27 protein-coding genes are annotated in these 25,934 nt (G+C 68.9%); 15 read left to right on the top strand and 12 right to left on the bottom strand.

Annotation, left to right across the window (positions count from 1 at the left end):
* Positions 1-52 precede the first annotated feature (52 nt).
* Genes ACKOQ4_RS00915 through ACKOQ4_RS00935 form a run of 5 tightly spaced genes read left to right on the top strand, consistent with a single transcriptional unit; the run spans position 53 to position 3,133 of the window.
* Positions 53-493: an Rv0361 family membrane protein gene (locus ACKOQ4_RS00915; protein WP_526287891.1), complete on the top strand. Its 441-nt coding sequence runs from the start codon at positions 53-55 to the stop codon at positions 491-493.
* A gap of 59 nt (positions 494-552) precedes the next feature.
* Positions 553-963: a rhodanese-like domain-containing protein gene (locus ACKOQ4_RS00920; RefSeq protein ID WP_526287893.1), complete on the top strand. Its 411-nt coding sequence runs from the start codon at positions 553-555 to the stop codon at positions 961-963.
* Positions 960-2,186, top strand: a complete 1,227-nt coding sequence (locus tag ACKOQ4_RS00925; protein ID WP_526287895.1) for an O-succinylhomoserine sulfhydrylase — start codon at positions 960-962, stop codon at positions 2,184-2,186. Before ACKOQ4_RS00920 ends, ACKOQ4_RS00925 begins: the two co-directional genes overlap by 4 nt.
* A gap of 1 nt (position 2,187) precedes the next feature.
* The gene (locus tag ACKOQ4_RS00930) at positions 2,188-2,631 is read left to right on the top strand and encodes a hypothetical protein (protein ID WP_526287897.1); all 444 of its coding nucleotides are present in this window, start codon (positions 2,188-2,190) and stop codon (positions 2,629-2,631) included.
* Between the two features lies 1 nt (position 2,632).
* Complete coding sequence (locus tag ACKOQ4_RS00935; RefSeq protein ID WP_526287899.1) at positions 2,633-3,133, top strand: GNAT family N-acetyltransferase; 501 nt, start codon at positions 2,633-2,635, stop codon at positions 3,131-3,133.
* 15 nt (positions 3,134-3,148) lie between these two features.
* Here ACKOQ4_RS00935 and ACKOQ4_RS00940 read toward each other — a convergent pair whose 3' ends face one another.
* The gene (locus ACKOQ4_RS00940; protein ID WP_526287901.1) at positions 3,149-4,033 is read right to left on the bottom strand and encodes an SDR family NAD(P)-dependent oxidoreductase; all 885 of its coding nucleotides are present in this window, start codon (positions 4,031-4,033) and stop codon (positions 3,149-3,151) included.
* Entirely contained in the window at positions 4,030-4,776 is a 747-nt protein-coding gene (locus tag ACKOQ4_RS00945) for an MBL fold metallo-hydrolase (RefSeq protein WP_526287903.1), read from the bottom strand. The genes ACKOQ4_RS00940 and ACKOQ4_RS00945 overlap by 4 nt, the downstream gene beginning before the upstream one ends.
* 35 nt (positions 4,777-4,811) lie before the next feature.
* Here ACKOQ4_RS00945 and fgd point away from each other — a divergent pair, with 35 nt between their 5' ends.
* The 3 genes from fgd to ACKOQ4_RS00960 are packed head-to-tail and all read left to right on the top strand — an operon-like array spanning position 4,812 to position 9,133.
* A complete protein-coding gene (gene fgd, locus ACKOQ4_RS00950) occupies positions 4,812-5,822 on the top strand; it encodes a glucose-6-phosphate dehydrogenase (coenzyme-F420) (RefSeq protein ID WP_526287905.1) in 1,011 nt (336 codons plus the stop codon).
* A 30-nt stretch (positions 5,823-5,852) separates the two neighbouring features.
* The gene (gene pta / locus ACKOQ4_RS00955; RefSeq protein WP_526287907.1) at positions 5,853-7,946 is read left to right on the top strand and encodes a phosphate acetyltransferase; all 2,094 of its coding nucleotides are present in this window, start codon (positions 5,853-5,855) and stop codon (positions 7,944-7,946) included.
* Positions 7,946-9,133, top strand: a complete 1,188-nt coding sequence (locus tag ACKOQ4_RS00960) for an acetate/propionate family kinase (protein ID WP_526287909.1) — start codon at positions 7,946-7,948, stop codon at positions 9,131-9,133. Before pta ends, ACKOQ4_RS00960 begins: the two co-directional genes overlap by 1 nt.
* Here ACKOQ4_RS00960 and ACKOQ4_RS00965 read toward each other — a convergent pair.
* The 3 genes from ACKOQ4_RS00965 to glnX all read right to left on the bottom strand — a co-directional run bounded on the left by ACKOQ4_RS00965 (position 9,130) and on the right by glnX (position 13,729).
* A complete protein-coding gene (locus tag ACKOQ4_RS00965) occupies positions 9,130-11,373 on the bottom strand; it encodes a serine/threonine-protein kinase (RefSeq protein ID WP_526287911.1) in 2,244 nt (747 codons plus the stop codon). The genes ACKOQ4_RS00960 and ACKOQ4_RS00965 overlap by 4 nt on opposite strands.
* The gene (locus ACKOQ4_RS00970) at positions 11,373-12,344 is read right to left on the bottom strand and encodes a glutamate ABC transporter substrate-binding protein (protein ID WP_526287913.1); all 972 of its coding nucleotides are present in this window, start codon (positions 12,342-12,344) and stop codon (positions 11,373-11,375) included. The genes ACKOQ4_RS00965 and ACKOQ4_RS00970 overlap by 1 nt, the downstream gene beginning before the upstream one ends.
* A 65-nt stretch (positions 12,345-12,409) precedes the next feature.
* Positions 12,410-13,729 carry a protein kinase G-activating protein GlnX gene (gene glnX / locus ACKOQ4_RS00975; RefSeq protein WP_526287915.1) on the bottom strand — a complete coding sequence of 440 codons (1,320 nt, stop codon included), beginning with the start codon at positions 13,727-13,729 and terminating at the stop codon, positions 12,410-12,412.
* Positions 13,730-13,853: 124 nt separating this feature from the next.
* Between glnX and ACKOQ4_RS00980 the strand changes: the two genes are divergently transcribed.
* Together ACKOQ4_RS00980 and ACKOQ4_RS00985 are read left to right on the top strand one after the other, a co-directional pair.
* Positions 13,854-14,435, top strand: a complete 582-nt coding sequence (locus ACKOQ4_RS00980) for an NUDIX hydrolase (protein WP_526287917.1) — start codon at positions 13,854-13,856, stop codon at positions 14,433-14,435.
* Between the two features lie 51 nt (positions 14,436-14,486).
* The gene (locus ACKOQ4_RS00985) at positions 14,487-15,977 is read left to right on the top strand and encodes a M28 family metallopeptidase (RefSeq protein ID WP_526287919.1); all 1,491 of its coding nucleotides are present in this window, start codon (positions 14,487-14,489) and stop codon (positions 15,975-15,977) included.
* Between the two features lie 14 nt (positions 15,978-15,991).
* On the opposite strand, the gene ACKOQ4_RS00990 is transcribed toward ACKOQ4_RS00985, so the two are convergent.
* From ACKOQ4_RS00990 to thiD, 5 genes are read right to left on the bottom strand one after another with little or no spacing between them, the layout of a single operon-like run.
* On the bottom strand, positions 15,992-17,224 hold the full coding sequence (locus ACKOQ4_RS00990) for an amino acid permease (protein ID WP_526287921.1): 1,233 nt from the start codon (positions 17,222-17,224) through the stop codon (positions 15,992-15,994).
* An 18-nt stretch (positions 17,225-17,242) separates the two neighbouring features.
* Positions 17,243-17,500: a DoxX-related protein gene (locus tag ACKOQ4_RS00995; RefSeq protein WP_526287923.1), complete on the bottom strand. Its 258-nt coding sequence runs from the start codon at positions 17,498-17,500 to the stop codon at positions 17,243-17,245.
* A 36-nt stretch (positions 17,501-17,536) separates the two neighbouring features.
* Positions 17,537-19,024 (bottom strand): flavin-containing monooxygenase, encoded by a 1,488-nt coding sequence (locus ACKOQ4_RS01000; RefSeq protein WP_526287925.1) that lies wholly within the window; start codon positions 19,022-19,024, stop codon positions 17,537-17,539.
* A gap of 19 nt (positions 19,025-19,043) precedes the next feature.
* Complete coding sequence (locus tag ACKOQ4_RS01005; protein WP_526287927.1) at positions 19,044-19,667, bottom strand: alpha/beta hydrolase family protein; 624 nt, start codon at positions 19,665-19,667, stop codon at positions 19,044-19,046.
* Positions 19,664-20,548, bottom strand: coding sequence for a bifunctional hydroxymethylpyrimidine kinase/phosphomethylpyrimidine kinase (gene thiD, locus ACKOQ4_RS01010; protein WP_526287930.1), 885 nt, complete (start codon positions 20,546-20,548; stop codon positions 19,664-19,666). The genes ACKOQ4_RS01005 and thiD overlap by 4 nt, the downstream gene beginning before the upstream one ends.
* A gap of 95 nt (positions 20,549-20,643) precedes the next feature.
* Here thiD and ACKOQ4_RS01015 point away from each other — a divergent pair, with 95 nt between their 5' ends.
* Positions 20,644-21,666, top strand: a complete 1,023-nt coding sequence (locus tag ACKOQ4_RS01015; protein WP_526287932.1) for an NADP-dependent oxidoreductase — start codon at positions 20,644-20,646, stop codon at positions 21,664-21,666.
* Here ACKOQ4_RS01015 and ACKOQ4_RS01020 read toward each other — a convergent pair.
* The gene (locus ACKOQ4_RS01020) at positions 21,659-22,459 is read right to left on the bottom strand and encodes an exodeoxyribonuclease III (RefSeq protein WP_526287934.1); all 801 of its coding nucleotides are present in this window, start codon (positions 22,457-22,459) and stop codon (positions 21,659-21,661) included. The two genes, ACKOQ4_RS01015 and ACKOQ4_RS01020, sit on opposite strands and share 8 nt — an antisense overlap.
* Positions 22,460-22,489: 30 nt before the next feature.
* On the bottom strand, positions 22,490-23,083 hold the full coding sequence (locus ACKOQ4_RS01025; protein WP_526287936.1) for a peptide deformylase: 594 nt from the start codon (positions 23,081-23,083) through the stop codon (positions 22,490-22,492).
* Between the two features lie 119 nt (positions 23,084-23,202).
* On the opposite strand from ACKOQ4_RS01025, the gene napA reads away from it, so the two are divergent.
* From napA to ACKOQ4_RS01045, 4 genes are read left to right on the top strand one after another with little or no spacing between them, the layout of a single operon-like run.
* Positions 23,203-23,511 carry a nucleoid-associated protein NapA gene (gene napA / locus ACKOQ4_RS01030; RefSeq protein WP_526287938.1) on the top strand — a complete coding sequence of 103 codons (309 nt, stop codon included), beginning with the start codon at positions 23,203-23,205 and terminating at the stop codon, positions 23,509-23,511.
* A gap of 60 nt (positions 23,512-23,571) precedes the next feature.
* The gene (locus tag ACKOQ4_RS01035) at positions 23,572-24,018 is read left to right on the top strand and encodes a LytR C-terminal domain-containing protein (protein WP_526287940.1); all 447 of its coding nucleotides are present in this window, start codon (positions 23,572-23,574) and stop codon (positions 24,016-24,018) included.
* Positions 24,019-24,046: 28 nt separating this feature from the next.
* On the top strand, positions 24,047-24,793 hold the full coding sequence (gene sodC / locus ACKOQ4_RS01040) for a superoxide dismutase[Cu-Zn] (protein ID WP_526287942.1): 747 nt from the start codon (positions 24,047-24,049) through the stop codon (positions 24,791-24,793).
* The gene (locus ACKOQ4_RS01045) at positions 24,774-25,913 is read left to right on the top strand and encodes a glutamate--cysteine ligase (protein WP_526287944.1); all 1,140 of its coding nucleotides are present in this window, start codon (positions 24,774-24,776) and stop codon (positions 25,911-25,913) included. The genes sodC and ACKOQ4_RS01045 overlap by 20 nt, the downstream gene beginning before the upstream one ends.
* Positions 25,914-25,934 lie beyond the last annotated feature (21 nt).

The raw sequence follows: 25,934 nt of genomic DNA on the forward strand, positions 1-25,934 counted from the left end.
CGGGCCCCGGGGGTGGGAGGGGGGGGGTAGGGGGGTGGGATGCTGTGCAGCTATGACCGAACCCGCCGAGAACCGGGCCAGCCTGATGCCCATCCTGACCGCGCTGGCGGTCGTCGGGGTGGCCCTGATCGCGGTCTTCGCGCTGCGAATGGTCCGCGGCGGCAGCGCGCTTCCCGACGAGGTCGCCGTGCGCCGGGCCGCGGTGGGGCAGAACGACGCGCTGCAGCGGCAGGACTACGCCGATTTCCGCAGCTTCACCTGTACGGCCCAGCAGGGCTCCGAGAGCGGGGTGATCACCGCCCAGCGCGACACCACCTCGGCCAGGGGCGCCCGCTACGTCGACGACGTCAAGGACGTCTCCGTCACCGGTGACCGCGCCACCGCCACAGTGGTCTACCACTTCGAGAAGGCCGGCGACGACAAGGTGGCCTCGCCGATGACCTTCGTGCGGGAGAACGGCGGCTGGAAGGTCTGCTCGCCCGGGCCGCGGTAGCCCCGGCCCGGGCTCAGGGCCGCTCGGAAAGCCCTGCTGTGGTGTGCCAGACTCGGAATGTGAGTTACGCCGGAGACATCACCCCGCAGGAGAGCTGGCAACTGCTGAGCGGCAATCCCGACTCGGTGCTCGTCGACGTGCGCACCGCCGCCGAATGGAACTGGGTCGGCGTGCCCGACCTGTCCAGCCTCGGCCGGGAGGTGGTGTTCGTGCAGTGGAACACCGCCGAGGGGCGCAACGAGAGCTTCGTGGCCGACCTGATCGCCGCCGGAGTCACCCCCGGCGAGCGCCCGGTGATCTTCCTGTGCCGTTCCGGCAACCGCTCGATCCCGGCCGCCGAAGCCGCCACCGCGGCCGGTATCGGGCCGTCCTACAACATGCTGGAGGGCTTCGAGGGACAACTCGACGAGCATCACCACCGGGGCGCCGCCGGCTGGCGCGCGGAGGGCCTGCCCTGGAAGCAGTCATGACCAACCCGGAGGTGCCCTCGGTCCGGGTCCCGGCCGCACTGCCCGACGGGGTCAGCCAGGCCACCCTCGGGGTGCGCGGCGGGCTGCTGCGCTCGGGTTTCGAGGAGACCGCCGAAGCCGTCTACCTGACTTCCGGCTACGTGTACGCCTCGGCCGGCGAGGCCGAGAAGGCGTTCACCGGTGAGGTGGACCGTTTCGTCTACTCCCGCTACGGCAACCCGACCATCGCCATGTTCGAGGAGCGGCTGCGGCTTATCGAGGGGGCCGAGGCCGCGTTCGCGACCGCATCGGGGATGGCCGCGGTGTTCACCGGCCTGGGCGCCCTGCTGGGTGCCGGCGACCGGTTGGTGGTCGCCCGCAGCCTGTTCGGCTCCTGCTTCGTGGTCTGCAACGAGATCCTGCCGCGCTGGGGGGTGCAGACGGTCTTCGTCGACGGCGAGGACCTCGATCAGTGGGAGCGGGCGCTGAGCGAACCGGCCTCGGCGGTGTTCTTCGAAACACCGTCCAATCCCATGCAGTCGCTGGTCGACATCGCCGCGGTGACCGAGATGGCTCACGCCGCGGGGGCAAAGGTCGTGCTGGACAACGTCTTCGCCACGCCGCTGCTGCAGCAGGGCCTCCCGCTCGGAGTCGACGTGGTGATCTATTCGGGCACCAAGCACATCGACGGCCAGGGCCGGGTGCTCGGTGGGGCGATCCTCGGCGACAAGGAGTACATCGAGGGCCCGGTGCAGACCCTGATGCGCCACACCGGCCCGGCACTGAGCCCCTTCAACGCCTGGGTCTTGCTCAAAGGCCTTGAGACGCTGTCGGTTCGGGTCGACTACAGCAACGCCTCTGCCCAGCGGGTCGCCGAATTCCTCGAAGGCCACCCGTCGGTGCGCTGGGTCCGCTACCCGCATCTGCCCTCGCACCCGCAATACGATCTGGCCAAGCGCCAGATGAGCGGTGGTGGAACCGTCGTCACCTTCGAGCTGGACGCACCCGCGGGCCGGGGCAAGGAGCGTGCGTTCGAGGTGCTCGACAAGCTGTCGATCATCGACATCTCCAACAACCTCGGCGACGCCAAGACGCTGATCACCCACCCGGCCACCACCACCCACCGGGCGATGGGCCCCGAGGGCCGGGCGGCCATCGGGCTCGGCGACGGCGTGGTGCGCATCTCGGTCGGCCTGGAGGGCACCGAGGATGTCATCGCCGACCTGGACCGCGCGCTGAGCTGACATGTCGCGGAAGTCGCAAGCCAAGCAGGCCCGCCGCCGCAAGCGTCATGCGGCCCGCGACTCGAACTGGATCCCGGAACCGGTGTTCGAGGAGATGCTCGCGGCCGACGAGGAGTTCGACGAGATCTCCGAGGCGCTGGGCGGCATCGACGAGTGGATCTCGGCCCGGGGATGGGTACTGGACAACGAGAACTCCGATCACCTCGTCAGCTGGTTCTACCCGCCCTCGGCGGCGGAGTTCGCCGACGAGAACCGCGAACCGGTCACCCGCGTGTGGATCATCGTCAGCGAGGACGACGACGAGGTGGTGCTGGAGTTCGGCGCGGCGCTGGTCGGATTCGGCGAGGACGATGACGCCTACGCGCTGGACCCCGACGGACTGGCAGACCACATCGCCGCGCTGGAGGCTTACCGGCCCGGCCTGCCGCGCCCGGCGCTGGACTGAGGTGGAGGGTCTGGTTTTCGTCGAGGCCGGGCAGGACGACGAGCTGGCAGCGCCCCTCATCGCCGAACTCGCCGTCGAGTACTCCACCAGGTACGACGTCGCCGAGGCGCGCATGCTGGATTGGTTACGGGGCCACCCGCCCGCGGAATTCGCTGCGCCGGACGGAGCCATGCTGATCGGGCTGCTGGACGGCCGACCGGTCACCGGCGGCGCCTTCCGCCGCTTCGGACTCGTCGATTCAGACCCGACGGCCGAGCTGAAACGGATCTGGACCGACAGCCGTTACCGGCGCCGCGGCTACGGACGAATCCTGCTGGCGGAACTGGAATCCCGGATCGCCGCGCTGGGCTATCGCCGGGTCTACCTCACCACCGGAGATCGGCAACCCGAGGCCGAGGCCCTCTACACCGCGGCCGGCTACAGGCGGCTCGCCGAACCGCGGGCCGGCGGCGAGGCGTACCCGCTGGCCTTCGAGAAGGTACTCAGTCCCGGTCCGGACTGAACCCGCGCGGGCCGGCTATCCCGGCCCCTCCACCACGCCGGTAGCCGACTGGGCGCGCCGTTCGTAGTCGGCGCGGGCAGCGGCGTCGAAATCCAGGAACACCCGGCTGGTGCCCATTCGGTCCGACAGCCAACGCCGTCCCCTCGGCGGCAGGAAGGCGGTCGCCGCCGCGATGAAGCGAAGCGGATAAGGAACGGAGACAGCGGTTCTCGGCCTGTCCAAGGTTCGCACCACGGCCGCGGCGATGTCCGCTGGCCGCACCGGCTTGGTCATGCCGCCGGTCACGGTCCCGGAGATCAGTTCGGTGTCGGTGAAGCTGGGCATCACACAGCTGATCCGGACACCCTGCGGGGCGAACTCGTCGGCGAGCGCGGTGGACAGGCCGACGACGGCGAACTTGGTTCCGGCGTAGAGGGCCTGACCCGGAACGGCGAGCATGCCGGCCATCGACGCGATGTTGACGATGTGCCCGCTGCCGCGCCGGACCATCTCCGGCAGCACCAACCGGCAGCCGTTGATCACCCCGTAGAAGTTCACCTCGATGGCCGAGCGGACGGCCTGCTCGGTGTGGTCGAGGAACGGGCCCACCGGCATCACACCGGCGTTGTTGACCAGCACGTCGATGCGCCCGCCGCCGTCGGCGCGGGCCTTGTCCAGAAACGCCGCGAACGATCCGGCGTCGGCGACGTCCAACGGGTATCCCGACACCGGGCCGGAGTTGCCCAGCGCAGCCACAGCGGACTCCTGCAGTGCGACGTCGCGGTCACCGATCACCACCCGCGCGCCGCGCTCCAGCAGCGCCCGGGCGGTGGCCAGGCCGATGCCGCGGGCCGCACCGGTGATGGCGATCGTCCGGCCCCTGATGGCGTCCCCGGCGGTCGTGGTGGCGATCTTCCTCATGGGGCCGAACTGTAGGCGGTGGCCCGGCCGACGGCTTCGCGGATCGGACCGATCCACACCTCGCCGTGGCCGGGGACGAGGGTGTCGGTGCCGGCCTCGCCGAGTACCTGCAGGCTGCGCCGGCACTCCGGTTCGCTGTGGTTGAACAGCGGGGGCAGAAGCTGCGGGCCGGTGCGCCGCAGCAGGGGGTGCCCGGTCACCAGTGCGTCCCCGGTGACCAGCACGCGATCCACCAGGTAGGAGCAGTGCCCGCCGGTGTGCCCCGGGGTGGGAAGGGGCACCGGCCGGCCGGGCAGGGCCGCGGCGACGTCGTCGCTGAGCGCCCGGACCGACGGGATCCCGTCGCGCACCAGGCCGCCCTTGAGCGCCACCTGCGCCGACCAGGCCAGCCAGCGTGGCCGCCAGGCCCGCATCGCCAGGGCGGCCGGGGAGGCCTGCTGCAGGTAATCGCGTCTGGCGTGCCCGACCTCGTCGCGGTGGCAGTAGACCGGGGTGTGGTGTGTCCTGGCGAACCATATCGCCGTTCCGAGGTGGTCGACGTGGGCATGGGTCAGCAGGATCGCCCGCAGATCCGCCGGTGCGAAGCCCAGAGCCGCAAGGGATGTCAGAACATCGTCACGATTGCCCGGAAAGCCGGCGTCGATCAGCATGACCCCGGAATCGTCGCTGACCAGGGTCCAGTTCACCAGCGGCGTGCGGGCCAGATGCACGTTGTCGGTGACAGCGGTCAACGCCGGGGCCATCGCCCGAGTGTAGGGCGGTGGAGTAGAAACGTCTGATGGCGGATTTGAAGCTGGGATACAAGGCGTCGGCCGAGCAGTTCGGTCCGCGCGAGTTGGTCGAACTGGGAGTGCTCGCCGAAGAGCACGGCATGGACAGCGTCTGGGTCAGCGACCACTTCAACCCGTGGCGCCACGAGGGCGGCCATTCCCCCTTCGCACTGTCGTGGATGACGGCCGTCGGGGAGCGCACCCAGCGCGTCGTCCTGGGCACCTCGGTGCTCACCCCGACGTTCCGCTACAACCCCGCGGTGATCGCCCAGGCGTTCGCCACCATGGGGTGCCTGTACCCGGGCCGGGTGGTCCTCGGGATGGGCACCGGCGAGGCTCTCAACGAGATAGCCACCGGGGCGATCGTCGAATGGCCGGACTTCAAGGAACGCTTCGCCCGGCTGCGCGAATCGGTCAAGCTCATGCGCGAGTTGTGGTGGGGCGAACGGGTCGACTTCGACGGCGAGTTCTACCACCTCAAGGGCGCCTCCATCTACGACGTGCCCGAGGGCGGGGTGCCGGTCTACATCGGCGCCGGCGGACCCGTGGTGGCCAAGTACGCGGGCCGCGCCGGGGACGGTTTCATCTGCACGTCCGGCAAGGGTGCGGAGCTCTACACCGACAAGCTGATTCCGGCGGTGCGGGAGGGTGCCGAGGCGGCCGGGCGCGACCTCGACGCGATCGACAAGATGATCGAGATCAAGATCTCCTACGATCCCGATCCCGAGGCCGCGCTGAACAACTGCCGGTTCTGGGCCCCGCTGTCGCTGACGCCGGAACAGAAGCACACCGTCTCCGACCCGATGGAGATGGAGCGGCTGGCCGACGAGCTGCCCATCGAGCAGGTGGCCCGGCGCTGGATCGTCTCCAGTGATCCCGACGAGGCCGTGGAGAAGGTGGCCGACTACGTCAACTGGGGACTCAATCACCTGGTCTTCCACGCCCCCGGCAACGACCAGCGCCGCTTCCTGGAACTGTTCGAGCGGGACCTGCTGCCCCGGTTGCGCAAACTGGGCTAATAGCCCGCCAGGTTGAGGGATGCTGTCGTCGTGACAGCAGATCCCATCTCGACCGGCCCGAACTCGATCTACGTGGCCTCTCCCGAAGGCGAGACCGGCAAGTCGACCATTGCGCTGGGCATCGTCAGCCGGCTCTCCGCAGTGGTGCCCAAAGTGGGGGTGTTCCGGCCCATCACCCGTCGCGGGGAACGCGACGAGGAACACGACTACGTGTTGGAACTGCTGCTCTCCCACAGCAACGCGGGCCTGTCCTACGACGACTGCATAGGGGTCACGTATCAGCGGCTGCACGAGGACTGCGACGCCGCGATCGCCGACATCGTCGACCGCTACCACGCGGTGGCCTCCCGTTGCGACGCGATGGTCATCGTGGGCTCGGACTACACCGACGTGGCCACCCCCACCGAGTTGAGCGTCAACGCCCGCATAGCGGTCAACCTCGGCGCCCCGGTCGTGTTGTCGGTGCGGGCTTTCGGCCGCACGCCCGGGGAGATCGCCGAGGCGATCGAGCTGTGCATCGACGAGCTTGCCGCCCAGCACGCCCACACCGCGGCGGTGGTGGCCAACCGGTGCGAGCCGTCGAAGATGGCGGCCGTCGCCAAGGCCTGTGCGGACCTCGGTGCCCCGGTCTACGTCATCCCCGAGGAGCCGCTGCTGGTCGCCCCGACCGTAGGAGAGCTGCTCACCGCGGTCAACGGCAGCCTGGTGCACGGCGACGCCACCCTGCTGGGCAGGGAGGTGATGCACGTGATGGTCGGCGGCATGATGGCAGAACACGTTCTGGAGCGGCTGCAGGAGGGGGCGGTCGTCATCACTCCCGGTGACCGCTCCGACGTCGTCCTGGCCGTCGCCAGCGCCCATGCGGCGGAGGGTTTCCCGTCGCTGTCGGCGATCATCCTCAACGGCGGACTGCCGTTGCATCGCGAGATCGCCCGGCTGGTCACCGGCGTGGGGTTGCGGCTGCCGATCATCGCCACCGAGCTGAGCACCTACCCCACCGCCAGTGCGGTCGCCAATGCCAAGGGACGGGTGACGGCGAACTCGGAGAGAAAGATCGACACCGCTCTGCAGTTGATGGACCGCCACGTCGACATCGCCGACATGCTGGAGCGACTCGCGATCCCCATCCCGACGGTGACCACCCCGCAGATGTTCGCCTACCAGCTGATGGAGCGCGCGCGCGGCGATCGGAAGCGCATCGTGCTGCCCGAGGGTGACGACGACCGGATCCTGCTGGCCGCGGGCCGGCTGCTGCGCCGGGACATCGCCGAGCTGACCATCCTGGGCGACGAAAGCCAGATCCGAACCCGCGCGGCCGAACTGGGCGCCGACCTCTCCGCGGCGACGGTGATGAACCCGAAGACAAGCGAACTGTGCGAGCAGTTCGCCGAGCAGTACGCCGAGCTTCGCAAGAAGAAGGGAGTGACGCTCGAGCAGGCACGGGAGATCGTCCAAGACGTCTCCTACTTCGGCACCATGCTGGTGCACAACAACATCGTCGACGGCATGGTTTCCGGAGCCGCTCATACCACCGCCCACACCGTCCGGCCCGCCTTCGAGATCATCAAGACCCAGCCCGGCTGCTCGACGGTGTCGAGCATCTTCCTGATGTGCCTGTCCGACCGGGTGTTGGCCTACGGCGACTGCGCGATCGTCCCCGACCCGACCTCCGAGGAACTCGCCGACATCGCCATCAGCTCGGCCCGCACCGCCGCGCAGTTCGGCATCGAGCCCAGAGTGGCCATGCTGTCCTACTCCACCGGGGAGTCCGGCAGTGGTGCCGGGGTCGACAAGGTAAGGGCCGCAACCGAACTCGTCCGCCAACGTCAACCCGAACTGCTCGTGGAGGGGCCGATCCAGTACGACGCGGCGGTGGAGCCGAGTGTCGCGGCGTCGAAGATGCCCGACTCGCCCGTCGCCGGCCGCGCGACAGTCTTGATCTTCCCGGATCTCAACACCGGCAACAACACCTACAAGGCCGTGCAGCGCAGTGCCGGCGCGGTGGCGATCGGCCCGGTGTTGCAGGGCCTGAACAAACCGGTCAACGACCTTTCCAGAGGAGCGCTCGTGGAGGACATCGTGTACACCGTGGCGATCACCGCGATCCAGGCTCAGGAGCACTGATGGCGGGAACCGTGCTGGTCCTCAACTCGGGTTCCTCCTCGCTGAAATACTCACTGATCGAACCGGATTCGGGTCGCTCAGTGTTCGACGGCATCGTCGAACGCATCGGTGAGGACGCATCCAAGGCCAAACTGCGACTCGGGGAGAACCAGATCGTCCGCGAGGGCCGGATCGCCGACCATGAGGCCGCGCTGCGGCTGGCCTTCGACCTGGTGGCCGAGGCAGGGGAGAGCCTGGACAGGCTCGGGCTGGTGGCTGTCGGCCATCGGGTCGTGCATGGCGGGCCGAACCTCTACCGGCCCACCGTCATCGACGACACGCTGGTCGACGAGCTCCGGGAACTCGCGCCGCTGGCGCCCCTGCACAACCCGCCGGCGGTGCTGGGCATCGAGGTGGCCAGGAAGGTGCTTCCGGATCTGCCGCACGTCGCGGTATTCGATACCGCGTTCTTCCACGATCTGCCCGCCTCGGCGGCCAACTACGCGATCGACCGCGAGCTGGCGGCGAGGTGGCGTATCCGGCGCTACGGCTTTCACGGCACCTCGCACCAGTTCGTCAGCCGGGCGGCCGCCGAGTTCCTGGGCAGGCCGGTGGACTCGATCAACCAGATCGTGCTGCATCTGGGCAACGGGGCCTCGGCGTCGGCCATCGCGGCCGGCAAGCCGGTCGACACGACGATGGGCCTCACCCCGATGGAGGGCCTGGTGATGGGAACCCGCTCCGGCGATGTCGACCCCGGGGTGATCAGCTACCTGTGGCGGACCGCCGGCATGAGCCTCGATGAGATCGAGGCCATGCTCAACCGTCGCTCGGGGATGCTCGGCCTGTCCGGCGACGTGGACATGAGGGTGATCCAGAGCCGGATGGAATCCGGTGACGAGGTCGCACAGACCGCCTACGACGTGTACATCCACCGGCTCCGCAAGTACATCGGCGCCTACCTCGTCCTGCTCGGCCACACCGACGTGATCAGCTTCACGGCCGGGGTGGGGGAGAACCAGGCGATCGTCCGCCGCGACGCGCTGCGCGGACTGAGCGGGCTGGGCATCGAAATCGACGACGGTCTCAACGAGAGCGGCGAACGCGGCGCGCGCCGGATCTCCACCGGTACGTCGCCGACCACGGTTCTGGTCATCCCGACCGACGAGGAGCTGGCCATCGCCCGGGCCAGTGCCACGGTGATCTAGAAGGTCGTGACAGGCCTCACCTCGTTGGCCAGGTCCACCAGCGCGTAGCGGTGCGACTGGCTGGTGGCCACTCTGGCCAGGCTGCGAAGCGAGTCCTCCACGCCGAGTCGCAGCCCGTGGTCGGTGAACGGGAAGCCGAGGATGGGTAGGGGGTTTGCCGTGTGATCGGTGATCCAGTCCATAGCGGTGCCGAGCACCAGCGCGCGGATCTGCAGCACGCGCGGCTCGGTGTCGGGCAGTGCCTCCACCCGGCGTGCGGCGTCGCGGATCTGTTCCTCGGACAACTCGTGAGCTGAGCGGCCGGACAGCAGCGTCACCGCACTGGTCAGCCGGGCGGTGGTGAAATGCCTTGAGCCGACCGGGACTTCGTCGAGTGTGGTCACGGCGCCCTTGCGATCCCCCTCGATCGACTGCGCCCGGGCGAGCCCGAAGCTCGCCGAGATGATGTTGTTGTCGGTGTGCCATACCGTCTCGTAGAACGGTCGTTCGTCGGAGGTGCCGGCCAACTCGGCCGTCGCGGCCAGCGCCAGCTTCGGGGCGAGCTCGCCCGGGAAGGTGTCCAGCACCTCGGCGAAGTGCTTCGTCGCCGATGCGTAGTCACCGCTGAGCAGCTGGGACACCGCCTTGAACCAGACCAGCCGCCACCGCCAACCGACTCGTTCGGCCAGCGCCTCCAGCTTGCGATCCGCCCTGGCGACGTCGCCGAGGTCCAGCAGCGCGCGCACCTCCATCAGAGGCAGTTCCACCGACTCCGCCAGGTCCACCCCGTCGGAGTCCAGGCTGTCGTGTCGTGCGGCCCGCAACGAGTCCAGGGTCTGCACGGGTTGGGACAGCACGGTGGCGGAAAGCACGGTGGCCGCGACGTCGGTCGGGTCGACCAGCGGAACGGGAAGTGCCATAACGATTTCCGGCGCCGTCAGTTTCTCGGAGTGGACGAGACCGTCGAGATAGACATCGGTGTGCGCGACCAGCAACTCAACGCCGAACGCGGCGCGGGTGCGGGTGAACACCGTCGACAGGCCCGGTCGGGGGATCCCGGTGTCAGCCGCGACAACCTCGCGCAGCACGCCCAGCAACTGTGAGCCCATCTCCTCGGCACTGGCGAAGCGCCGGCGTGGATCAGGGTCGATCGCGCGGCGTAACAGGCGTGCGAATGAGTCGTATTTGGCCAGTACGGGGTCGTCGTCGGGCAGTCCGTCGACGTAGCGGCCCTCCCGGGTTCGCAGTCTCAGGGTGAGTGCCGCAAGGGTACGTCCCACGGTGTAGATGTCGGTCGCGACCGTCGGTCCGGTACGGACTATCTCCGGGGCCTGGTAGCCAGGCGTCCCGTAGAGGTAGCCGAAGGAGTTGATCGGGGACACCGCACCGAGGTCGATGAGCTTCAACTGCTCCTCGGTGACCATGATGTTCTCCGGCTTGAGATCGTTGTAGCACAGGCCGATTGAATGCAGGTAGCCCAGCGCCGGCAGGATCTCGAGCATGTAGGCGATCGCTTCGTCGACCGGAAGTCGCTGGCCCCTGACCGGTTTGAGCGACTTGCCGCCGACGTACTCCATGACGATGTAGCCGACCGGCTCGCCGCGGGAGTCGGCGTGCTCGACGAAATTGAAGATCTTCACGATCGAGGGGTGGGCCACCTCGGCGAGGAACTGTCGCTCGGCCATCGCGATGGCCTGGGCCTCGGCGTCGCCGGAATGGACCAGTCCCTTGAGCACCACCGGCCGCTCGTTGACGTTGTGGTCGACTGCCAGGTACACCCAGCCCAGCCCGCCGTGCGCGACGCAGCCCTTGATCTCGTACTGGTCGGCCACCATGTCGCCGGGGCTCAACTGCGGCAGGAACGAGAAGGCGCTCCCGCAGTTCGGGCAGAACCCCTCCGACTCCCCGGGGCGCCCGTCTCGGGAGCGGCCCACCGGTCGGCCGCAGTTCCAGCAGAACCGCTTGGACTCCGCCACAACGGGATCGACCATGAGTGCCGACAGCGGGTCGATCTCCGGAACCCGGGGGATCTCGACCATTCCGCCACCGAGCCGGCGGGTTGGCGAGACAGGACGCGCCAGCGTCGGTTCGTCGATCTCGATCGGCTCGCTGCGGACGGACCCCTCCCCGTGATCGTCGAGGAAGGCGCGGAACACCGCCTGCGTCGACATCGCCCGCATCGTCGAGGCGGAGTCCATGCCCAGGTCGGCAGCGGCGGCCGGTTGGGTGCCGACGTCGACGTCCTGCTGCTCGGTGCTCATCAGTCCACGTACCTCGGGGCCGGGGGCGCGGGCGCCGGACCGAGCACGGTGAGCCACTTGCGGTACAGGGTGTCCCAGGTCCCGTCGGCGCGGATCCGGTCCAGCGTGCCGTTGACGAAACGGACCAGGCCCGTGTTGGTCAGGTTGATGCCGATCCCGTAGGGCTGTTCGGCCATATCCGGTCCGACGATGTGCAGGTAGGGGTCCTGCGACACCAGACCGGCCAGGATCGCGTCATCGGTGCTGACCGCGTCGACCTCGCGCTGCTGCAGAGCCACCAGGCAGTCCGCCCAGCTCACCACCGTCACGATCGTCGGCGGCGGGTCGAGCTCCTGCACCCGGCGCAGCGAGGTCGTCCCGCTCGCGACGCAGACCCGTTTCCCGGAGAGGTCCGACGGCTGGGCGATGTCCGACTCCCGAGGCGCCAGGATTCGTTGGGAGGCAATGAAGTACGCGGTCGAGAAGCTCACCTGCTTGCGCCTCTCGCAGGTGATGGTCATCGTCTTGACGACGATGTCGACGGTGTTCCTCTGCAGAGCGGTGATGCGGTCCGCCGAGGACAGGATCCGGTACTCCACCGCGCTCGGCGTTCCGAAGATGTCGCGGGCCACCTCCCCGGCGATGTCCACGTCGAAACCGGTGATCTCGCCGGTGATCGGGTCGCGGAAGGAGAGCAGGTTGCTGCCGACGTCGAGTCCGACCAGCAGGCGCTTGCGGTCGCGGATGGCGGCTACCGCGGCGTCGGCCTGTTCCGCGGTGGGGAAGGGCCGCAGGCTGGCGGTGCGGTCGCAGTTCTCCTGACTGGTGTCGGCGGGCTGAGCGGGTCCGGGTGGCAACTGCTGCATTCCGGCCGGGCTGGGTGGGGCGAGGCTGAGCATCGGCGGGGACGGGGGCTCGGCGGGCTGGCCACAGGCGGCCACGGTGGTCGCGGTGACGACGGCGGCGAGGACTTTCCTGGCACGGGTGCTCATCGTCTTTTGTCTGTTCTTCGCGCGAGCGCTCATCGTCTTTTGTCTGTTCTTCGCGCGAGCGCTCATCACCGATACTCGCTCATTCTTGGCCACAGGCCCAGCGCCACCGCCAGGGCCGCCCCCAGCGACAGCACCGCACCGCCCACCGTCGTACCCGACAGCACCCGGCGCGCGGACAGGATATCGCCGCGCAGCTGGGTTCTGCTCTGCTGGATCCCCTGGGAGAGAGCGTCATTGAGCTTGTCGAAGGCCGGGGTTGAATCGTCCTCGGCGGTGCCCAGCGCCACCTGGGTGGCGGCCTGATAGTTGCCGACGGCGATGTAGTCGTTGATCCGCTCGTCGGCCTGCCGCCACCTCAGCAGCAGCTGATCGGCCTGAGCCAGCCCGCTCTTGTCAACGGTGTCGTTGCGCGCGAGGTAGTCGCGGATCTGCTGGCGCATCTGGTCGACGCGCTGATAGTAAGACCGCTTGCGGACGTCCTCGTCGCCGCGCCTGATCAGCGACAGGGTCTCGTCGGCCCGGGCCTGCTGTGCGGTGATGGCCAGGTTTGTCACGGTGCGCAGCGAGTCCGCGGCGGTGTTCTTGGCCGCCCGGCTGCCGGCGGTGGACACGCCCAGGGCGGTCCCCACCCAGACGATCATCACCGCGATCGCCAATCCGCCGGCGACCAGGCCGATGTTGACCCGTCGTTTGGTGCGGCGGGCCAGCCAGCGGTGGGTGAACAGGCCGAATCCCAGCGTCGCGGCGACCACGATGATCACCGGGGCCGGGATGGATGCCGAGGCCGTGGTCTCGGCATCCACCTGTGCCGAGGTCGCCTCGTACAGCCGCTGGGCGTCGGGCAGGATCGAGTCCTGCATCAGCCCCGAGGCCTCCGAGAGATACGACGACCCGACCGGATTGCCCATCCGGTTGTTGGTGCGGGCGGTCTCGATCAACCCGGTGTAGACGGCGAGCCGCGCGTTGATCCGACTGAGCAACTCCACCAGAGGGGGGTCGGTCAGCCCGCTGGAAGCCCGCGTGACGGCCACCGCCGCCTCGGTGATCGCCTGCTCGTAGCGCTGCCGTACCGCACGGGGTTCGGAGCCGGCGATGAACGCCGTCGCCGCGGCGGCGTCGGCCACCGACAGGGTGGTGTAGAGCTGGCCGGCGGAGAAGGCGAGGGGTTCGGTGTGATCGAGCACGGTGGTCAGCTGGTGCTGACGCTCGTTGATGGTGGTGGAGATCGCGAACGCGCTGAGAATCCCCAGGGTGGCCAGGATGACGCCGATCGTCAGGATCCGCCCCGGGGTGGTGTTGACGAACCACCACCACGGGTGAGCAGGCTCGGTCGCCGTCCGCTGGGCCAACGGCTCGGTCGACGGATGCGCCAGCTCGACGGTCACCGCACGCCAACCTCGCTTCCCGGTGGAGCCTGAAATCTAGATGAGTAAAGTCTAAGAGCAGCAGCAAGGGATGGCGCGTGATCGGCCAGACCGGTCTCGGCGTGGCGCGCCTATCCTGAAACCCGTGCGAGGCGACGGCGACGGCTGGGTGGTGTCGGAATTCGGCACCTACCACTGGGGCGTGCACGGCGCCGCCGGGCTCCTGCTGCGGGCGCCCTGGCACGACGGGTCTCCGGCGGTCCTGCTTCAGCACCGGGCGCCGTGGAGTCACCAGGGCGGGACCTGGGCGCTGCCGGGCGGCGCGCTGGACAGCCACGAGCATGCGGAGGAGGCCGCGGTGCGGGAGGCGCAGGAGGAGGCCGGCCTGCTCGCCGACCGGATCCGCGTCCGCACCTGTGTCGTCACCGCGACGGTCCCCGGTCCCGGCGGCGCGATCTGGACCTACACCACCGTCGTCGCCGACGCCTGCGAACTCCTGGAAACCGTGCCGAACCGGGAGAGCTCGGAGCTGCGCTGGGTACCCGAGGACGAGGTGACCCACCTTCCCCTTCATCCGGCATTCGCGCGCAGCTGGGCGGGGCTGCGCACCGTAGCCGCGGCGCCGCCGCACGATTGCCCCAGGCAACAACCGCACACCGTCCTCGTCGAGCCGGAGATCTTCGCCTGGTGCCCGGCGGCCGGGATCGGTCGCTGCGCGACCACCTGAGCCGGCTCTCCGGGCGGGCCGGGGTGCACCGGCAGCGTCTAACCTGTGCCAGTGAGGCGAACTTCGATCACGGCCGTGCTCGCCGTTCTGCTAGCCGCCGCGGCCGGCTGCAGCCGGCCGGCCGTCGGCGCCCAACCTATGGTCGAGAACAAGGCGGCCAAGGATTTCGCCGCCCAGCTGAGCCATCGGGTGACCGGCGATGCCATGACCGGGCATCTGGCCCGGCTGCAGGACATCGCCACTGCCCACGGCGGCAACCGCGCGATCGGCACACCCGGCTACGAGGCCAGCGTCGACTATGTGGTGGGAGTGCTCCGGGAACGCGGATTCGACGTCCAGACCCCCGAGTTCCAGACCCGGATGTTCGAGCACGGCGACCCGTCCCTGACGGTCGACGGCGCCGCGGTCAAAGCCGGGGTGCTGCAATTCAGCGCCGGGACGCCCGCCGGCGGCGTCAGCGGCCCGCTCGTCGCCGCGCCTGCTGAGCCGACGCCCGGCTGCGCGCCGTCGGACTACAACGGTCTGCCGGTCAAGGGTGCGGTGATCCTCGTCGACCGCGGCAGCTGCACTTTCGCCGACAAGCAGTCGATCCTGGCGAAACTGGGCGCTGTGGCTGCGGTCATCGCCGACAACGTCGACGAGGAGAAGATGGGTGGCACTCTGGGCGAGGACGGCGACGCCAAGATCCCCGTCATCAGCGTCTCCAAAGCCGACGGGGCTCGACTGCGTGCGGCCCCCGGTCCGGCCACGATCAAACTGGAGGCGTCGACCCGAACCATTTCGGTTCGAAACGTCCTGGCGCAGACCAGGACCGGCTCAACGCAGAACGTGGTCATGGTTGGCGGTCATCTGGACAGCGTTCCCGACGGACCCGGCATCAACGACAACGGCTCGGGGGTGGCCGCCGTTCTGGAGACCGCGGTACAACTCGGCAGCGAGCCTCCGGTGAACAACGCCGTCCGCTTCGGTTTCTGGGGGGCCGAGGAGGTGGGAATCGTCGGTTCGAAGAAGTATGTCGCCTCCCTCAGCGCCGAAGAACTCAAAGACATCGCGCTGTATCTGAACTTCGACATGCTCGGGTCGCCCAATCCGGGGTACTTCACCTACGACGGCGACCAGTCGACCAAGTTGGGTCGCGACGACAAACCGCCCCGGATCCCCGAGGGCTCGCCCGGAATCGAGCGAAGCTTCGTCGAGTACCTCAGGGCGGCCGGAAAGGTAGCCCAGGACACCGGATTCGACGGCCGCTCGGACTACGAGGGGTTCACCATGGCCGGTATTCCGGCCGGCGGGCTGTTCTCCGGCGCCGATGAGGAGAAGAGTGCGCAGCAGGCCGAAATGTGGGGCGGCACGCCCAACGCCCCGTTCGACCCCAACTACCACCAGGACACCGACACCCTCGAGCACATCGACCGCACCGCCCTGGCCATCAACGGCGGCGGGGTCGCATGGGCGGTCGGTGTCTATGCGCAGAACCTGGACGGCCGCAACGGGATACCCGCACGCGAGGACCGGACCCGGCACGTGATCGCCCCGCAGTGAGGGCGGGCTATCTGCTACCGCAGCCGCCGAACCGTCCATACCGCCGCGCCGAGCAGCAGGACCCCGAGGCCGGCGAGTGCGGCTCCGCGCGGCAGGGTGACCACTAGCAGCAGGCAGCCGGCGAACCCGATCGCGGGGGTGATTCGCGGGACCGCGGATCGGCTCAGTGTCCAGGCCGAGGCATTGGCGATCGCGTAGTAGACCAGGACCGCGAAGGACGAAAAGCCGATTGCGGAGCGGACATCGGCGATGGCGGCTGCCACCGCGACCAGTGCGCCGACCGCCAGTTCGGTCCGGTGCGGCACTCCGAACCGCGGGTGAACCGCGGCCAGCGCCGACGGCAGGTGGCCGTCACGAGCCATCGCAAGGCCGGTGCGGGAGATGCCGAGGATCAGTGACAGCAGTGAGCCCAGAGCGGCGATCGCCGCGCCGACGGCCACGATCGGTGCGAGCCCGTCCGCACCGGCCGCGCGAACGGCATCGGCCAGCGGCGCGGCGGACCGGGCAAGATCCGGGCCGAGCACCGAAAGCACTGTGACGGCGACGGTCCCGTACACCGCCAGGGTGATCGCCAGCGCCGTTCTGATCGCGCGCGGGATGGTGCGGGCCGGATCGCGAACCTCCTCGCCGAGGGTGGCGATGCGGGCGTAGCCGGCGAAGGCGAAGAACAGCAGTCCGGCCGCCTGCAGCACTCCGCCGGCGTCGCCGCCGGTCAGCGAGATCCGGGACGGGTCGGCGCGGCCGCTGAGCAGCACTGCCGCGATCACCCCGGTCAGCACCGCCAGGACCGCGGACACGATCACCCGGGTCAGCAGCGCGGACTTCTGGACGCCGCGGTAGTTGACGGCGGTCAGCGACACCACCGCGGCGACGGCCACCGCGTGGGCGTGGTCGGGCAGCAGGTAGAGACCCACGGTGAGCGCCATCGCCGCGCACGAGGCCATCTTCCCGACGACGAAACTCCATCCGGCCAGGTAGCCCCAGAACTCGCCGAGACGTTCGCGGCCGTAGACGTATGCCCCGCCGGACAGTGGATAGCGGGCGGCCAGGCGGGCCGACGACGACGCGTTGCAGTACGCCACCCCGGCGGCCAGTCCCAGCCCGACCAGTAGGCCGGAGCCGGCCGCCGCCGCAGCCGGACCGAACACGACGAACACCCCGGCGCCGATCATCGAGCCCAGCCCGATCACCACCGCGTCGGCGGTTCCGAGCCGGCGCTGCAGAGGTGCGTGGTCGGCTGCGCTCACAGTGGGAGGAAACGGCCGCTAACGGCGGTTTCGGACCGCGTTGTAGCCCAGATAGCCGAGATAGCCCGCCAGGCCCGCGAGGGCGACCTTGCGGGTCTGCGGAACAGCCAGGCCCAGACCCAGCGCCGTCTCGACGCCACCGTCGATGTAGACGTGACGGCGGGTGTCGTCCGGAAACGCCAGCTTGGTCATCGCGTCGTAGATCTGCGGTTTGGCGAAGTGGGACAGCCCCGTGGCCGCCAGCGCCACGCCGAGTACGGGGATCTTTGCCGACATGGGCGGGTCCTTTCGACGGTGCTGGAAATCTGAAGACTAGGCGAAGCTGTAGTCGCTCAAGGGAAACTCCGACGCCATCCGGATCGAGGCCCTGGCGGTCATCGGCCGCAGCAGTGTCGCCTCGCCGTGCGGGTTGAAGTAGTAGGACCGCGCATCGGCGCAGTGGCCGAGAGCGAACACCGAGTTGCCGACCTTCTCGATCATCTGGTCCAGGAAGCGCGCGTTGGCCTCCTCGGTGACCTCGAAGGTCCGCGCGCCGCGCTTCCTGACCTCGCTCAGCAGACGGTCCATGATCCTCATCTGGTACTCCATCGTGTTGAAGAAGTTCAACCCGATGAACGCGTACGGGCTGGCCAGGCTCAGATAGTTGGGGAAGTAGGGGATCGAGACTCCCTGATACGCCTGGAATCGGTTCTCCCGCCACCACTTTGCGAGATTACGTCCGTCGCGGCCGACCACCTCGATCGCGGGGATGTTGGCCTCCCACAAATCGAAACCGGTGGCCAGCACCAGGGTGTCGATCTCGGTTCGGGTGCCGTCATTGGCGACGATGGCGTGCGGCTCGACGTGCTCGATACCGCTGTCCTGCAGGTGCACATTGGGCTTGGTGAAGGCGCGGTAGTAGCTGTTGGAGAAGGTCGGGCGCTTGCAGCCCAGGTCGTAGGGTGGAGTGAGCTTGCGGCGCAACTCCGGGTCGCGGACGACCGCGAACCGGTACATCTTTGCCACATCGGCACCGCCGATGTCGAGCCGGCGATAGAAGAATTGGCCCTGGTGCAGCACCACGTAGTTGAAGAACTCGTAGATGGCGTCGGTCACGGCCCGGACCGCGCGCTGGGCCAGCGGCAGGCGGGCGAAAAGCCTTCTCGCCCAAACCGGGAAGGCGAAGTCGAGTTTGGGCACCACATGGATCGCCGTGCGCTGGTAAACCGTCAGGTCGCCGGCGTTGCGCGCCAGCTGGGGGATCAGCTGCACAGCGGTGGCTCCGGTGCCGATCAGACCGATCCGATGACCGGCGGGGTCGAAGTCGTCGTCCCACGCGGTGGTGTGGATGATCCTGCCCTCGAAGCTGTGGATGCCTGGTATGTCCGGGGTGTGCGGCTGGGACAGGAACCCGGTGGCGGTGATCAGGAACTGGGCACTCAGCGTGCTGCCGTCGGCCAGCGCCACCCGCCACAGCAGCGACTCCTCATCCCAGCGGGCGCCCTCCACGGTCGTGTTGAAACGGATGTGGCGGCGAACGTCGTACTTGTCGGCGACGTCGTCGGCGTACCGCTTGATTTCCGGACCGGTGGAGAACAGCCGCGACCAGTTCGGGTTCGGTTCGAAGAAGTAGGAGTAGGTGGTGGTCGGCACGTCGCAGGCCAGCCCGGGGTAGTGGTTGACGTACCAGGTCCCGCCCAGGTCGTCGAGCCGGTCGAGGAGCACGAAGTTCTCGATGCCCAGGCGCTTGAGCGCGATGGCCGCGCCGATGCCACCGAAGCCGGCTCCGACGACGATGACGTCGTAGTTCTGCTCGGTCATGAGCCCGACGGTACCCGAGTTACCCGGCGGTAGAGACGCTCAGCGCCGCCTGCACGGACAGCGCGGCGACATCGAGGACCTTGGACCCCAGATCGTGTCGTGCCCCGGCGACCTCGACGATGTCGGTCGCCGCCGGGATGAGTGCCACCGCCGCGCGCAACTCCTCGAGGGTTCCGAACGGGTCGGAGCTGCCGTGGGTGAACACGGTGGGCACGGAGATGTCACCGAAGTGCCCGGTGCGCAGCCGTTCCGGTTTCCCGGGCGGGTGCAGGGGGTAGGAGAACAGGGTGAGGGCGGTGACGTCGCCGGGTTGCCGCGCCACCGCCATCGAGGTCAGCCGCCCGCCGTAGGAATGCCCGCCGGCGATCACCGGACCCAGCTTCATCGAGCGTGCCAGCGCGATCGCCTCGGCGATCCCGGCCTGGTCTGCCGACGCCGATCCCGACGGTGGTCCCTTGGCGCGACGCCGCCGGTAGGGAAGGTTGTAGCGGACCGCCAGCCAGCCACGGTGCGCCCACTCATCGCAGAGGCGCATCAGCAGCGGCGACTCGCGGCTGCCGCCGGCGCCGTGAGTCAGCACCACCACCCCGGCGGGCACCCCGGCCGGTTCATGCGCGACCCCGGCGATGGCGTCGATCGTCATCGCAGCCGGAACAGTGCCGAGACCGGCCCGCGGCCGGCGCCCAGCGGGTACGCCGAGCGCAGGCACTCGGTGACCCACGCCTTGGCGAACGCGACCGCCTCCGGCATCGGGTAGCCGTGTGCCAGCGCGCAGGTGACGGCGGCTGCCAGGGTGTCACCGGCACCGTGGTCGTGGCGGGTGCCGATCCGCGGTGCGTCGAACCGGTGGAAGTCGTTGCCGTCGTAGAGCAGATCGGGGCTGTCCCCGGCGGAGCGCAGGTGGCCGCCCTTGACCAATGCCCACCGCGGGCCGAGGTCGTGCAGAGCCTTGGCGGCCTCGCGCTGGGATCGGGCGTCGACCACCTCGACACCGACCAGCAACCGGACCTCGTCGAGATTCGGGGTGACCAGCGTGGCCAGCGGGAGCAGCCTGGTGCGCAGTGCGTTCAGGCCCGACGCGCCCAGCAGCGGATCGCCGTCCGCCGAGGCGCAGACCGGATCGACGACGAACGGAACCCCAGCGGCCGCACCGAGTGTGCCCCGGCAGTCGGCCACCGCCTCGATGATCTCCTCGGACGCAAGCATCCCGGTCTTCGCGGCCTGCACCCCGATGTCGGAGGCGACCGCCTGAATCTGCCCGGTGACGACATCGGTCGGAATTCGGTGAAAATCCTTGACGCCCAGCGAGTTCTGCACGGTGACCACGGTCACCGCGACCAGCGGATGCACTCCCAGCAGAGCGAAGGTGCGCAAGTCGGCCTGCAGGCCGGCGCTGCCACCGGAATCCGAACCGCCGATCGTGAGCACCCGCACCGGGGTTCGCCCTGGCCGGGCCAGGGGCAGGAAGGAGTTCACATCACTCCCGCTGAAATCAGGTCTGTCCTTACTGACTCGCCGGCACATCGGCCGACCCGGCCATGTTAGGCGCTTCACCGGTAAGTCCTGCCACGGACCCGCTGCTGCGGCGACCTTCGCCACGACCCGGGTAATTTCTAGACATGACCGCGGGACTGACCAATCGCCAGGTCGTCCTGCGCCGTCGGCCGACGGGTCTGGTCGGCCCGGACGACACCGAAGTCGTCACCGCGCCGGCCCCGCGTCCGGTGGCCGGCGAGGCGCTGCTGCGCACCACCTACGTCGGGCTTGATGCGGCGGTCCGCACCTGGCTCAACGACCAGCCCGGCTACCTGCCGCCGGTCGCGCTGGGGGAGGTGATCCGTGCGGCAGGTGTCGGCGAGGTCGTCGAATCCCATTGCCCCGCCTACCAAGTCGGCGACATCGTCACCTCCCTGACGGGTTTCCAGGAATACGTGATCATCCGGGATGACGTCTTCAGCACGCCCATTCCGGGCGAGACCGACCAGGCGGCCATCATGTCGGTCTACGGCTCGGGCGGTGCCACAGCCTATTTCGGGATGATGGAGGTGGGACGGCCCCGTCCCGGTGAGACCGTCGTCGTCTCGGCCGCGGCGGGGGCCACGGGTTCCATAGCGGGGCAGATCGCCGGGATCGCCGGAGCCAGGGTGGTGGGCATCGCGGGCGGCCCGGACAAGTGCCGGGTGGTGGTGGACGAGTTCGGGTTCGACGCCTGCATCGACTACAAGAACGCGGATGTGGCGGCCGCGCTCAAAGCGCACTGCCCGAGCGGTGTGAACGTCTACTTCGACAATGTGGGCGGGGAGATCCTCAATGCGGTGCTCGGCCGGCTGGCGCCGCAGGCCCGGGTGGTGCTGTGCGGGGTGATATCGAGCTACCTGACCGGTGAGCATCCCGGGCCGTCGAACTACGTCAACCTGCTCGCCAGGACGGCGTCCATGCAGGGTTTCAACGCGCTGGCCATGTGGGACCGGTTCGATGAGGCTTTCGCGAACCTGCGGCGCTGGGGTCAGGAGGGCCGACTGGTCCACCGGGAGACGATCCTGCCCGGCCTCGACTCGTGCGTCGACGCGCTCAACGGTCTGTTCACCGGGGCCAACATCGGCAAGATGCTCGTCGAGGTCAGCCCGCCGACCGTCAGGTAGCGGTCAGTTCGACGAAGACCGGGGCGTGATCGCTGGGCGAGCCGATCCGGTCCTTGCCGCCCTTTCGCTCGTCGCGGGCGATCACTGCGTCGACCACCCGCCCGGCAAGCGCCGGGGAGGCCAGGATGAAGTCGATCCGCATGCCCTCGCGGCGGGGGAAGCGCAGCCGGGTGTAATCCCAGTAGGTATAGACCCCCGGCCCCGGAGTGAAGGGCCGCACCACATCGGGGAAGGAATCCTCGATGGCGGCGAACGCGCGTCGCTCCGGTTCGGTGACGTGGGTGCTGTCGCGGAAGAACTCCATGCTCCAGACGTCCTCGTCGCGGGGCGCGATGTTCCAATCGCCGACCAGCGCGATTTGCGCCCGCGGATCCTCGGCCAGCCAGGCCCCGGCGGTCTCGCGCAGTGCGGCAAGCCAATCCAGCTTGTACCGGTAGTGCGGGTCGGTGAGGGTCCTTCCGTTGGGAACGTAAAGGCTCCACACGCGCACGCCGGCGCAGGTGGCCCCCAGCGCGCGGGCCTCGTCGCGTCCGTCCCACCTCGGCTGGCCGTCGAAACCCACCGCAACGTCGTCGAATCCGACCCGGGATGCGATTGCGACGCCGTTCCACTGGTCGTGCCCGCAGTGCACCACCTCGTACCCGGCGCCGAGGAATGGCATGGCCGGAAACTGGTCGTCGTTGCACTTGGTCTCCTGCATGGCCAGCACGTCGATCTCGGCGCGCTGCATCCAGTCGACGACCCGGTCAACCCGGGTTCGAATCGAATTGACGTTCCAAGTGGCGAATCGCAAGCCGGTCATCGGATGTCAGTCTCGAAAACGTCAGTGCCCGAAGGGATCCGGAATGTCACCGGGCATCCACGACAGGCCGGGCACGCCCCAGCCGTTGGCCTTGACCTTCTTCTTGGCGGCGCGGGCGTGCCTGCCGATCAGCGTATCCACGTACAGGAACCCGTCGAGGTGCCCGGTTTCGTGCTGCAGCATCCGGGCGAACAAGCCGGTGCCCTCCAGGGACACCGGGTTACCCTCGGCGTCGAGTCCCGTGACTCGCGCCCAGGTGGCCCTGCCGCACGGGAACGACTCTCCCGGAACCGAAAGGCAGCCCTCGTCGTCGGTCTCCGGGTCCGGCATCGTCTCGGGAATCTCCGAGGTCTCAAGGACCGGGTTGATCACCACCCCGCGGCGCCGACTGCCCCGGCCGCGCTCGTCAGCGCAGTCGTAGACGAACAGGCGCAGGCTCACCCCGATCTGGTTGGCGGCCAGACCGACTCCGTTCGCCGCGTCCATGGTCTGGTACAGGTCGGAGATCAGGTCGGCCAGCTCCGGCGGCAGTGTTCCGTCCGGCCCGACAGGGACGGGCGCAGTCGGGTTGTGCAGAACGGGGTCGCCGAGGATCACGATGGGTCGCACTGCCATGAACGGCAAGCTTAAAGTGAGCCGACGCGCGGGGTCCGGTGCCGTGCCATTCGAACGGGACGTGGTTGAATGGCCCCGAACCACAGGTCTGTCATTCGCTGAAAGGGCTCACGCATCGTATGGACGGCGCCACGGCACGAGCCGAACGGGCGATCGACGACGCCGAACTGCCCGACGGGCTGAGCCGGCGCGAGTACGACATCCTCGCGTTCGAGCGCCAGTGGTGGAAGTACGCCGGCGCCAAGGAAGAGGCGATCAAGGAGCTCTTCGCGATGTCCGCGACCCGCTACTACCAGGTTCTCAACGCTCTGGTGGACCGGCCGGAGGCGCTGGCGGCCGACCCCATGCTGGTCAAGCGTCTTCGTCGGCTGCGGGCCAGCCGGCAGAAGGCCCGCGCGGCCCGCCGGCTGGGCTTCGAGGTCCCCTGACCGTGCCCGCGGGGCCGGGGCACGGTGTGCCCCGGGACTAGCGCGGATACAGTAGCCACGATGAACGAGCGCGTTCCCGACTCCTCCGGGCTTCCCCTGCGCGCCATGGTGATGGTGCTGCTCTTCCTCGGAGTGATCTTCCTGCTGGTCGGGTTCCAGGCGATGACGTCGGGCACGGACACCGCCGAGGACGCCCCGGCGATCACCGCGACGACCACCACCAGACCGCCCGCGCCGATGGCCGATGTCCGGGTCTACAGCGTGGCCGGAGACGACGCGGCCGCCGCCCGGACCGCGGATCGGCTGCGGGAGGCCGGTTGGAACGTCACCGAAGCGGCCACGATCGCCGCTGCAGACGTCGCCGCCACCACCGTCTATTTCGGTGCCGCCGAGGGCGAACAGGCCGCCGCCGACGCGGTCGGGAAGGTTCTGGAGGCGCCGGTGGCGCCGCGCATCCCCGACATCGCCGAGCAGCCGCCCGGCGTGATTGTGTTAGTGACCGGTTAGCGGCTGGCGACGGGCTAGGCTCAGCCCCATGGTGAATTCCGCTGGCCTGCGCGCCTTCGCCGCACTGTCCGTCCTCATCCCGGTCGCCGCGCTGAGCGGATGTTCGGCCGACGAGCCGATCGCCACGCAGCCCGGCACCACGCCGGCGATCTGGACGGGCTCGCCGGCGCCGGTGACCACGAGCGACGTCCACGGCGAGGCGGGCCCTGCCGCGCCCGGGCCGGCCGCCGCGCCCCCCGCCGCGCCGGCCGACACCCTCACCGCCCAGATCAACGGACCCGACGGCAATCAGATCGCCGCGGCCACCATCGAGTTCAAAGACGACGGCGCGTTCGCCACCGTCACGGTGCAGACGACCACCCCGGGCCAACTCTCTCCCGGCTTCCACGGGTTGCACATCCACGACATCGGCAAGTGCGAGGTCAACTCGGTGGCGCCGAACGGTGGCGCTCCCGGCGACTTCCTGTCCGCCGGCGGTCACTACCAGGGCGGCGGTCAGGGCGGGCACCCCAACCACGGTGGTGACCTGGCTTCGCTGGAGGTGCGCGGAGACGGTGCGGCCATGCTGGTGACCACCACCAATGCCATCGACAAGGCGGACCTGATGTCCGGGGACGGGACGGCGATCATCATCCACGCCAACGCCGACAACTTCGCCAACATCCCGGCCGACCGCTACCAGCAGTCCAACGGCTCCCCGCCGCCGGACGAAACCACGCTTGCCACCGGCGACGGCGGCAAGCGGGTCGCCTGCGGTGTCATCCGCGCCGGTTGACGCGCGGCCCGGCCGGATCGACTTCGCCGGCTCGCCGCGGCCGACACTGGGAGTCGAATGGGAGTTCGCGCTGGTCGACGCCTGCACCCGCGACCTGAGCAACGAGGCCTCGGCGGTCATCGCCGACATCGGCGAGACTCCGCACGTCCACAAGGAACTGCTGCGCAACACAATCGAGGTCGTCACCGGTGTCTGCGACACCGTCGATGAGGCGATGGCCGACCTTCGTGCCACCCTGAGGTCCACCGACGCCGTTGTGCGCGAACGCGGAATGGAGCTGTTCTGCGCCGGCACCCACCCGTTCGCCGAGTGGTCGGAACAGAAGCTCACCGACGCGCCGCGTTACGCCGAGCTGATCAAACGCACGCAATGGTGGGGCCGTCAGATGCTGATCTGGGGTGTGCACGTTCACGTCGGCGTCTCCTCGGCGCACAAGGTGATGCCGATCATCTCCTCGCTGCTCAATCAGTACCCGCACCTTCTTGCCCTGTCGGCGTCGTCGCCGTTCTGGGCCGGAGAGGACACCGGCTACGCCAGTAATCGGTCCATGATGTTCCAGCAACTGCCGACGGCCGGGCTGCCGTTCCAGTTCGAGACGTGGCGTCAGTTCGAGCGATTCGTGCACGACCAGAAGAAGACGGGCATCATCGACCAGATCAACGAAGTCCGTTGGGACATCAGGCCTTCGCCGAAGCTGGGCACTGTCGAGGTCCGTGTTCTCGACGGGGTTTCCAATCTGGCCGAGCTGGCCGCGCTGGTGGCGCTGACGCACTGCCTGATCGTCGATCTCGACCGCCGGTTGGAGGCCGGGGAACAGCTGCCGGTGATGCCGCCCTGGCATGTTCAGGAGAACAAGTGGCGGGCCGCCCGATACGGGCTGGACGCCATCATCATCCTCGACGCGGACAGCAATGAGCGGCTGGTCACCGATGACCTCGACGATCTGCTGACCAGGCTGGCCCCGGTAGCCGAGTCGCTGCACTGCGCCGACGAGCTGGCGGCGGTCGCCGAGATTCCCCGGCGCGGCGCGTCCTATCAACGGCAGCGCCGAGTGGCCGCCGAACACGGCGGGGACCTGCGCGCCGTGGTCGACGCACTGGTCGGAGAACTCGATGTGTGAGGCTCGATACGTGAGGAGAGC

The sequence above is a fragment of the Mycobacterium sp. genome (genome assembly GCF_046095365.1).
In the GTDB taxonomy this organism is placed as follows: domain Bacteria; phylum Actinomycetota; class Actinomycetes; order Mycobacteriales; family Mycobacteriaceae; genus Mycobacterium.

Coding starts and splice junctions, on each gene's coding strand:
- ACKOQ4_RS01025 (WP_526287936.1), bottom strand. CDS start 23,083: ATGGCAGTGCGACCCATCGTGATCCTCGGCGACCCCGTTCTGCACAAC.
- ACKOQ4_RS00925 (WP_526287895.1), top strand. CDS start 960: ATGACCAACCCGGAGGTGCCCTCGGTCCGGGTCCCGGCCGCACTGCCC.
- ACKOQ4_RS00965 (WP_526287911.1), bottom strand. CDS start 11,373: ATGAGCACCGAGCAGCAGGACGTCGACGTCGGCACCCAACCGGCCGCC.
- ACKOQ4_RS00960 (WP_526287909.1), top strand. CDS start 7,946: ATGGCGGGAACCGTGCTGGTCCTCAACTCGGGTTCCTCCTCGCTGAAA.
- ACKOQ4_RS00940 (WP_526287901.1), bottom strand. CDS start 4,033: ATGAGGAAGATCGCCACCACGACCGCCGGGGACGCCATCAGGGGCCGG.
- ACKOQ4_RS00915 (WP_526287891.1), top strand. CDS start 53: ATGACCGAACCCGCCGAGAACCGGGCCAGCCTGATGCCCATCCTGACC.
- napA (WP_526287938.1), top strand. CDS start 23,203: ATGGACGGCGCCACGGCACGAGCCGAACGGGCGATCGACGACGCCGAA.
- ACKOQ4_RS01005 (WP_526287927.1), bottom strand. CDS start 19,667: ATGACGATCGACGCCATCGCCGGGGTCGCGCATGAACCGGCCGGGGTG.
- ACKOQ4_RS00995 (WP_526287923.1), bottom strand. CDS start 17,500: ATGTCGGCAAAGATCCCCGTACTCGGCGTGGCGCTGGCGGCCACGGGG.
- ACKOQ4_RS01000 (WP_526287925.1), bottom strand. CDS start 19,024: ATGACCGAGCAGAACTACGACGTCATCGTCGTCGGAGCCGGCTTCGGT.
- ACKOQ4_RS01015 (WP_526287932.1), top strand. CDS start 20,644: ATGACCGCGGGACTGACCAATCGCCAGGTCGTCCTGCGCCGTCGGCCG.
- thiD (WP_526287930.1), bottom strand. CDS start 20,548: ATGTGCCGGCGAGTCAGTAAGGACAGACCTGATTTCAGCGGGAGTGAT.
- sodC (WP_526287942.1), top strand. CDS start 24,047: ATGGTGAATTCCGCTGGCCTGCGCGCCTTCGCCGCACTGTCCGTCCTC.
- ACKOQ4_RS01035 (WP_526287940.1), top strand. CDS start 23,572: ATGAACGAGCGCGTTCCCGACTCCTCCGGGCTTCCCCTGCGCGCCATG.
- ACKOQ4_RS00930 (WP_526287897.1), top strand. CDS start 2,188: ATGTCGCGGAAGTCGCAAGCCAAGCAGGCCCGCCGCCGCAAGCGTCAT.
- fgd (WP_526287905.1), top strand. CDS start 4,812: ATGGCGGATTTGAAGCTGGGATACAAGGCGTCGGCCGAGCAGTTCGGT.
- ACKOQ4_RS00970 (WP_526287913.1), bottom strand. CDS start 12,344: ATGAGCACCCGTGCCAGGAAAGTCCTCGCCGCCGTCGTCACCGCGACC.
- ACKOQ4_RS00945 (WP_526287903.1), bottom strand. CDS start 4,776: ATGGCCCCGGCGTTGACCGCTGTCACCGACAACGTGCATCTGGCCCGC.